This is a genomic window from Nocardia niwae NBRC 108934 = DSM 45340 (assembly GCF_001613465.1).
Classification (GTDB): Bacteria; Actinomycetota; Actinomycetes; order Mycobacteriales; family Mycobacteriaceae; genus Nocardia; species Nocardia niwae.
This window is the reverse complement of the sequence record NZ_BDCK01000026.1, coordinates 119103-126339: the sequence shown is the minus strand read 5'-3', so window position 1 is coordinate 126339 and position 7237 is coordinate 119103. Positions and strand designations below refer to the sequence as shown.

Below are 7237 nucleotides of genomic sequence, written 5' to 3'. Positions count from 1 at the left end.
GCGATGTCGTTGTTCCCGGACACACTACCGGTCCCCCGGCCCGCACAGCGCGCCCGTACTCGACGGCCTCGTCCGTGACCGCAACGACGTCGAAGCCTTCGGGCGCTGCCGCACCATCTTCACCTGCACCGACGCCTGCCCCCGCGGCATCGAGGTCCCCAAGGCGATCCGAGAAGTCACGCGAGCGCTGCTGTTCACCCGCTGATTCCTCGGCCCGAAGACCGGCTACGCGGTTGGTCCGACGTCGGTCATCGGTGCGCTAGGGAGTCATCGCGGGGCCGGGCGCGGCTTCTGATCCGGCCGTTTCCCGAGCATTTCCACCAGGGCCGAGGCGATGAGGGCCACGGCACGATCCTCGTCGCGAGCCAGTCGCCGCAAGGTATCCAGCGCGATGGTCCCCGGCATCTCGGCAAGTGCTTGGGTCAGTCGTATGCGCACCGCCGAGTCCGCTGCGTGTGCGACGAGTTCGTCGGCCAGGGCACTCATGATCCGGTCCGCCCACTCCGCTTCCCGCGCCAACGTTCCCAAGAACTCCGCCGCCTCGACGTCGTTCGGGCCCTCGACCACCGTACGGACCAGCGCCGGCACAGCCCGGGTCACGCCCCGCGCACCCAGTGCGAGCGCGGCATGCCTGCGGACCGTCGCGTCCGCGTCGTCGAGCGCGTCCGTGAGCACCGCGGTCGCCGCGTCGCCCGGTAGCTCGGCGAGCGCGAGGACCGCGCGGCGCCGGACGTCGACGTCCTCGGAGGCCAGGCCGGATGCCACGCGCGCCACCCCGTCACCACCGGCCCGTGCCAGCGCCCACCGCAGGGCCCCGGCAACGTACGGGTCGGATTCGGTGAGCACCGCCTCGGCCAGCAGGTCGGCGGGCATCGACAGGTCCTCGGCCGGGGCCAGGACGACCTGCTGCCGCCGGGCGGCGTTCTGCGAACCGAGTCCGTGCAGGAGCTCGACGATGCGCAGGACGTCCTGCCAGCCGGAGGGCTCGGCCGAATCGACCGTGCGAAGCCGCTCCAGGAGTTCCCGCTCCCGGTTCAGTCGTTCTTCGGTCTTCCGGATCAAGTCCCCCACCAGCGCGGACGGGGCGAATCCGGAATCATCGAGAGCGCGTCCGATCTGGCTCAGTGACAGCCCCAGCGATCGCAGCCCCTCCACGTGGAAGATCCGCCGGATGTCGTCCGGGGAGTACTCCCGGTAGCCGCCCACAGTGCGGCCGGTCGGTCGCACCAGCCCGAGGGAGTCGTAATGCCGGAGCATTCGCGCACTCACCCCCGAGCGGCGGGCCACCTCACCGATCAGCACGCGGTTGTCTCCTCCTGGTCCGGACCGAGCGCGACGACCCTGCGCGCCGCATCGACGGCGAGGTCGAATCCGGCATCCGGGTCGCGCAGAAGCCGCTCCGTGGCGCGCGCGTGCGCCCGCACCGTCGGGTCGGGACTTGCCATCGCGGTCCGGAGGACCGGCTCCACCAGCTCACCGAGCGCGACGAGAGCGCGGCTCAGGCTCAAACGTACCTCCCGGTCGCCCCGGCCGAATTGCGTGGCCAGTTCAGCGGCCAGCCATTCTTTCTCCCCCTCGGGCACGAGAACGACAGCAGCACGCCACGCACTTCGGGCGACGTCGTCGTCGGCCTCGTGCAGCAACGACCGGGTGATCGCCGACCATGCGGTCGGGTCCCCGATCTTGGACAACGTGTGCAGCGCTTGGCTGCGGGCCTGCGCACGCTCGGAACGCAGCTCTCTGCGGAGCCTCGGAACCGCGATCTCCGACGGCATACGCGTCAGCGCCCAGGTGAGCATGTCGCGAACGAAGAAGTCGGGCTCGATCGCGCACCGTTCTATCAGCGCATCGACAAAGCCCGGCTCGGCGCGCGTACCGGCCGCGAGAGCCGCCTCGAGCCGCGTCGACGAGTTCCCGGCCGCCAATGCGGCGAGCAGGCGCATGTCCTGTGGATTCCTGTGGGTCGAAGTCATGGGGACCACCTCCGACAGCCAGTGAAGGCGTTGACACAGTGAGAAGGTCAAGAGCGCATCGGCCGCAGGAAGTAACCCGTACGGCACCGTTTCCGCACGGCATGTGCAGTGCGCCGGTCTACTCGCCGGCAACTCCGAAGCTCGGGGCACTCGCCCACTTCTCCCCCGCGAGCACGACGTGGTCGAGGAAGCGCAGGCCGACCGTTCGGGCGGCTTCGCTGAGGAGCGTGGTGGTGCGGCGGTCGTCGGGGCTGGGAGCCGGATTGCCGGAGGGGTGGTTGTGCACGATGGCGAAGGCTCGGCCGTCGTGGCGGAGGACGGTGTTCAGGATTTCCCGGACGGGGACGGCGACCTGGTCGACGGCGCCTTCGGCGACGAAGACCTTCTGACGGAGGCGGTTCTGCGCGTCGCAGACCAGCACGAGCAGACGTTCGACCCGGCAGCCCGCGAACAACGGGAGGGCGGCGGCGGCCACGTCGGCGGAGCCGGTGAGCCGGATCGACGTGTCCGGCCTGCCGCGTGCCCGTGCGCCGAGGTGGAAGGCGGCGATGATCGCGGCGGCCTTCGCCACGCCGATGCCTGCCCGGCGCGACAGCTCCTCCGGACGCGCCGACGCCAGCCCGGCGAGCCCGCCGTGCTCGACCAGCAGTTCCACCGCCAGGTCCAGCGCGCTCGCACCGCGCCTGCCCTGCCGTAACAGCAGGGCCAGCAACTCCGCGTCGCTCAGCGCGTGCGGCCCGAGTGCCAGCAACCGTTCCCGCGGCCGCTGCGATACCGGCACGTCGACTAGAGAGACCGCCATGACTCCCCCACCCCTCGGTCACGCCAACAGTGCCCGCGATTCTGCCAAGGGCCACCGACAGCTCGGCAGCGGGATGCCGCGCCCATATGCTTGCTGAGGTGCGGTTCGGTAGCCGAGTCGGTCACGAACTGGGGAGTTGATGGCGATGTGGTACCTGAAGGCGCAGTGGCACCACGATTTCGACGACGAGCCGGTCGAGCTGTTCAGCGAGATCGGCGACGACGGTTTCGAGGTGCGCAAGGTCGAGGTGTTCCGCGACGGGCACCGCGACTGGGCCGATTCGGGCCGGGGCACCGGCAGCACCGAACTCGGGCAGATCCCGGTCCCGACGCCGGACGAGCTGAGCGCGGAGACCGAGTTCACCGCACTCCAGATCGACGCCACGGAGTTCGACGAGGTCTGGCGGCACGCTCTCGACGAGCAACGGCCCAGCTCGCCCCGATAGGCCTCCCCGAAGGCAGGGCCGTCTAGCGGTCCGCCACCGCGACGTCCGGTAGCCCGACGAACGCCTTCGCGGCGAGCCGCGCCAGATTGTGCAGCTGGCGCTCGTGCACGACGATCCGGCGCAAGGCCTCGTTGATGGTGGCGTTGCTGGTCGACGTGCCCATGATGGCGGCGGCCGCGGCGAGCAAGTCCTGGTCGAGATCGATCCGCACGGATTTCATGCGCCCTCCTTCGTACTTTCGCCATCTTGCGGCATGGCGCCCGCTCATGTCCGGCAAATCGGGAACTCAGGGTTGCGTAAATACCCTACGGGGGTATAGTTCCGTCTATGGAACACAGGCACCACCCGTCGGCCGAGCATGTCTCGCACGCCACGCACACCGCACAGCACGCCGGTCTCCGCTCCCCCGCTACCTGGCGGATGGCGGCCATGGCGACGCTGCACTGCCTCACCGGCTGCGCCATCGGCGAAATCCTCGGCATGGTGGTCGGCACCGCGCTGGGCTGGAACAACACCTCGACGATGGTGCTGGCCATCGTGCTGGCGTTCGTGTTCGGTTACGCCTTCACCATGCGCGGCGTGCTGCGGGCGGGCCTGCCGTTGGCCGCCGCGGTCGGTACCGCGCTGGCCGCCGATACGGTGTCCATCACGGTCATGGAGATCGTGGACAACGCCGTGATTCTGGCGGTTCCGGGCGCCATGGACGCCCACCTGGACACCGTGCTGTTCTGGGCCACCCTCGCCGTCGCCTTCGCGGTGGCCTTCGCGGTGACCACGCCGGTCAACAAGTGGATGATCGGGCGCGGCAAAGGCCACGCGGTGGTGCATTCGCTGCACGGCGCGCACTGATCAGCATGCCGCCGGATCCGCGCCCCACGGTGCCGGGATTGCTGCTGGAACACCCGTTCAGCTAGGCAGATTGCCCAGCTGAACGGGTGTTTGTTGTCGGCGGGTTCCGGCGGTGCTTGCATCGAGATATGTTCACCGAGGCGCAGCTGTACTCGCCGGTGACCCGCACCGGCGACGGCGACGTGACCGTGCACCTGAGCGAGGAGCACCCCGGCGTGCACGACCCGGTATATCGGGCCCGGCGCAACGCCATCGCCGCACTGGCGCTGGACTACGCTCCGGGCAAACCGCTCCCGCACATCGCCTACACCGACGAGGAGCAGCAGGTGTGGCGGATCGTGTCGGCCGAACTCGCGCGCAAACATCGCAGGCATGCCTGCGCGGAGGTACTCGCGGCGGCCGAGGCGCTGGCGTTGCCGACCGATCACATCCCGCAACTGGACGAGGTCTCCGCCGCGCTGGCGCCGCTGACCGGGTTCCGTTACGCCCCGGCCGCGGGCCTGGTGCCGCTGCGGGAGTTCTTCGGCTCGTTCGCCGATCGGATCTTCCATTCCACGCAGTACATCCGGCATCACTCCGCGCCGTTGTACACCCCCGAGCCGGACGCCATCCACGAGATCATCGGTCACGCCAACCAGATCGCCAGCCCGCGCTTCGCGGCGATCTACGCGACGGTCGGTGCGGCGGTCGCGCGCCTGACCACCGAGCGCGCCTTGAAATTCCTCGCCGACGTCTTCTGGTTCTCGATGGAGTTCGGTGTCGTCCGGGAGCACGGCGAGGTCCGCTGTTACGGCGCGGGCCTGCTGTCGTCCTACGGCGAGATCGAGGAGTTCCGGCACGCCGAGCTGCGCCCGCTCGACATCGCCCAGATGGGCACCGCGACCTACGACATCACCCACTACCAGCCGATTCTGTATTGCGCGGACTCGATCGCCGAGATCGAGGATGTGATCGGCGGCTTCTTCGCGACGATGGACGACGAAACCCCGGATCGCCTGCGGCATGCGGGCACCGCCAAGGCGCGGTAGCGCGGGGTCTCGACCTCAGGACTCGGGCCGCGGGGCGAGCGGCATACCCGCGTCCAGAAAATCCAAGGTGCGGGTGATGTTCTCGACGTTCAACGGCGTCATCGTCGCCATGCCGAGGGCCGCGCCCGCCATCGCGCCCGCCGCCACTCGCACCTCGAAGTCGTCGGCGGCCCGGCCGAGATGATCGGCCAACAGGGTCGCGATGAGGTCGATGCTGCGGATGATCTCCAGGCCGATGGCCGACCGCAGCTCCGGCACGTGATACAGCAGTGCCTGCCGCTCCTGCTCGAACGCCAGCTCGGGGGCGGGCAGATTGCCGAAGACCTCGAGCACCGCGTTGCGGAAAGCCGCCATCGGCCCGATATCGCGCGGCTGACGCCGCAGCGCTTCGATCAGCACCGGATCCAGGTCGTCGGCGAGCACCAGCTGTTCCTTGGACGGGAAGTAGCGGAAGAAGGTGCTCGGCGAGACCTCGGCGGCCGCGGCGATCTGCTCGACGGTCGTCTCGTTGTAACCCTGCTCACGGAACAGCCGGAAAGCCTCGAGGCGAATCGTCCGGCGGGTCCGTTCCTTCTTCCGCTCGCGCAAACCCTGCGCCGTCCCGTTCGCGGGTGGCTCAACCGACATGGATCGATTCTGCCGCACCCGGCTCCGGCGCTCGGGTGCGTAGCCGCGCACGCACCACGGTCGCCGCGAGCACAGCCGCCAGCAGGCACAGCCCGGCGCAGGCCCAGAGCATCGCGCTCATGCCGCCGAGGAAGGCCACCTGCACCTGGTGCAGCATCGACGGATCACCCAGCTTGCGCGCCGCGGCGACGCCCGCGTTCACGCCGTCGTCGATCGGTTCGCGGTTCAGCGGGCCGAGTTCGGATCGGTACCGGGTGGACAGCACGGTGCCCAGCACCGCGACGCCGATGGTGCCACCGGCCTGGCGCAGCGCCTGCAGCAGCGCGGAACCGGATCCGGAGCGCTCCGCGTCCAGCTCACCCATCGCCATGCCCATCGCGGCGGGCATCACCACTCCCATTCCGGCGCCGAGCAGTGTCAGCCACAAGGCCGTGAACCCGTAGCCGCTGTCCACGGTGGTGAGCGCGCCCAGCACCAGGGAACCGGCCAAGAGCGTGAATCCGGCGGTGATCACGACGCGAACGCCCAGTTTCGGCAGCACCTTGTCGACCAGCCTGCTGCCGACCAGCAATCCGCCGATCAGCGGAAGCAACCGCAGGCCGCTGCCCAGCGCGTCCACGCCGAGCACCGCTTGGAAGTACTGCGGAACGGTGAAGAACATGCCGAACATGGCGAAGTTCACCACGATGGAAAACGCTGTGCCCCAACGGAAACCGTCTGCCGCGAACAGCCCGAGGTCGACCAGCGGATGCGCGGTCTTGCGCTGCCAGGCCAAGAACGCGCCGAACAGCAGCACACCGACGGCGACGGTCGCCCAGGCCGGGCCGTCGCCCCAGCCTTGCTCACCGATCCGGATGAAGCCGTAGGTGAGTGCGAGCATGCCCGCCGCCGACAGTGCCACTCCGGGCAGATCGATCCGGAAATGGTGCGCGCTACGCGATTCGGGCACGAGGACGGCGACGGCGAGCGCGCCGATCACGACCATCGGCACGTTGATCAGGAACACCGACCCCCACCAGAAGTTGCGCAGCAACCAGCCGCCCACGATCGGGCCCAGGGGCAAGCCGATCGCGGTCGAGGTGATCCAGATCGTCAGCGCGCGCTGGAGCTCGGCGGGCTCGGGGAACATCGCGGGCAGCACCGACATCGACAGCGGCATCATCGCCGCCGCCGCGATCCCGAGCGCGACCCGCGCCGCGATGAGTTCGCCGGGCGAGGTGGCCACGGCGCACGCGACGGACGCGACGCCGAACAGCGCCAGGGCGGCCAGCAGGAACTTCTTACGGCCGTAGCGGTCGCCGAGCGCGCCCGCCGGCAGCATCACGGCGGCCAGCGCCAGCGTGTAGGCGCTGCTGAACCATTGCAGCGCGGCGGTATTCGCGTTCAGGTCGACCGCGAGCGTGGGCAGCGCCACGGTCAGCACGGTGACATCGAGCCCGATGGTCAGCATCGCCACGGCCAGCGCGCCGAGGGCGAGCCAGCGCCGGGGCGAGTCGTTCTTCATGACGCCTCC

9 protein-coding genes and 1 pseudogene are annotated in these 7237 nt (G+C 69.6%); 4 read left to right on the top strand and 6 right to left on the bottom strand.

From position 1 onward, the window contains the following. Nucleotides 1–82: 82 nt before the first annotated feature. Nucleotides 83–205 (top strand): annotated as a pseudogene (locus NNI01S_RS34615) (succinate dehydrogenase iron-sulfur subunit); the annotation flags it as partial. Between the two features lie 62 nt (nucleotides 206–267). Here the strand turns inward: NNI01S_RS34615 and NNI01S_RS18800 are convergent. The 3 genes from NNI01S_RS18800 to NNI01S_RS18790 all read right to left on the bottom strand — a co-directional run bounded on the left by NNI01S_RS18800 (nucleotide 268) and on the right by NNI01S_RS18790 (nucleotide 2775). Then, on the bottom strand, nucleotides 268–1302 hold the full coding sequence (locus tag NNI01S_RS18800) for a HEAT repeat domain-containing protein (RefSeq protein ID WP_063021413.1): 1035 nt from the start codon (nucleotides 1300–1302) through the stop codon (nucleotides 268–270). Then, a complete protein-coding gene (locus tag NNI01S_RS18795) occupies nucleotides 1296–1973 on the bottom strand; it encodes a HEAT repeat domain-containing protein (protein WP_218019221.1) in 678 nt (225 codons plus the stop codon). The genes NNI01S_RS18800 and NNI01S_RS18795 overlap by 7 nt, the downstream gene beginning before the upstream one ends. 118 nt (nucleotides 1974–2091) lie before the next feature. After that, nucleotides 2092–2775: a JAB domain-containing protein gene (locus NNI01S_RS18790; RefSeq protein WP_063021412.1), complete on the bottom strand. Its 684-nt coding sequence runs from the start codon at nucleotides 2773–2775 to the stop codon at nucleotides 2092–2094. A gap of 139 nt (nucleotides 2776–2914) precedes the next feature. Between NNI01S_RS18790 and NNI01S_RS18785 the strand changes: the two genes are divergently transcribed. Continuing rightward, nucleotides 2915–3220, top strand: coding sequence for a DUF6881 domain-containing protein (locus NNI01S_RS18785; protein ID WP_218019220.1), 306 nt, complete (start codon nucleotides 2915–2917; stop codon nucleotides 3218–3220). 22 nt (nucleotides 3221–3242) lie between these two features. Here the strand turns inward: NNI01S_RS18785 and NNI01S_RS18780 are convergent, their stop codons facing one another. Then, nucleotides 3243–3440 carry a type II toxin-antitoxin system VapB family antitoxin gene (locus tag NNI01S_RS18780; RefSeq protein WP_063021411.1) on the bottom strand — a complete coding sequence of 66 codons (198 nt, stop codon included), beginning with the start codon at nucleotides 3438–3440 and terminating at the stop codon, nucleotides 3243–3245. Between the two features lie 107 nt (nucleotides 3441–3547). Between NNI01S_RS18780 and NNI01S_RS18775 the strand changes: the two genes are divergently transcribed. Then, a complete protein-coding gene (locus NNI01S_RS18775; RefSeq protein ID WP_084488976.1) occupies nucleotides 3548–4069 on the top strand; it encodes a DUF4396 domain-containing protein in 522 nt (173 codons plus the stop codon). 128 nt (nucleotides 4070–4197) lie between these two features. Further along, complete coding sequence (locus NNI01S_RS18770) at nucleotides 4198–5097, top strand: phenylalanine 4-monooxygenase (protein ID WP_063021409.1); 900 nt, start codon at nucleotides 4198–4200, stop codon at nucleotides 5095–5097. A gap of 15 nt (nucleotides 5098–5112) precedes the next feature. On the opposite strand, the gene NNI01S_RS18765 is transcribed toward NNI01S_RS18770, so the two are convergent. After that, nucleotides 5113–5724 (bottom strand): TetR family transcriptional regulator, encoded by a 612-nt coding sequence (locus NNI01S_RS18765; RefSeq protein ID WP_063021408.1) that lies wholly within the window; start codon nucleotides 5722–5724, stop codon nucleotides 5113–5115. Next, complete coding sequence (locus NNI01S_RS18760) at nucleotides 5714–7228, bottom strand: MFS transporter (protein ID WP_063021407.1); 1515 nt, start codon at nucleotides 7226–7228, stop codon at nucleotides 5714–5716. The genes NNI01S_RS18765 and NNI01S_RS18760 overlap by 11 nt, the downstream gene beginning before the upstream one ends. Nucleotides 7229–7237 lie beyond the last annotated feature (9 nt).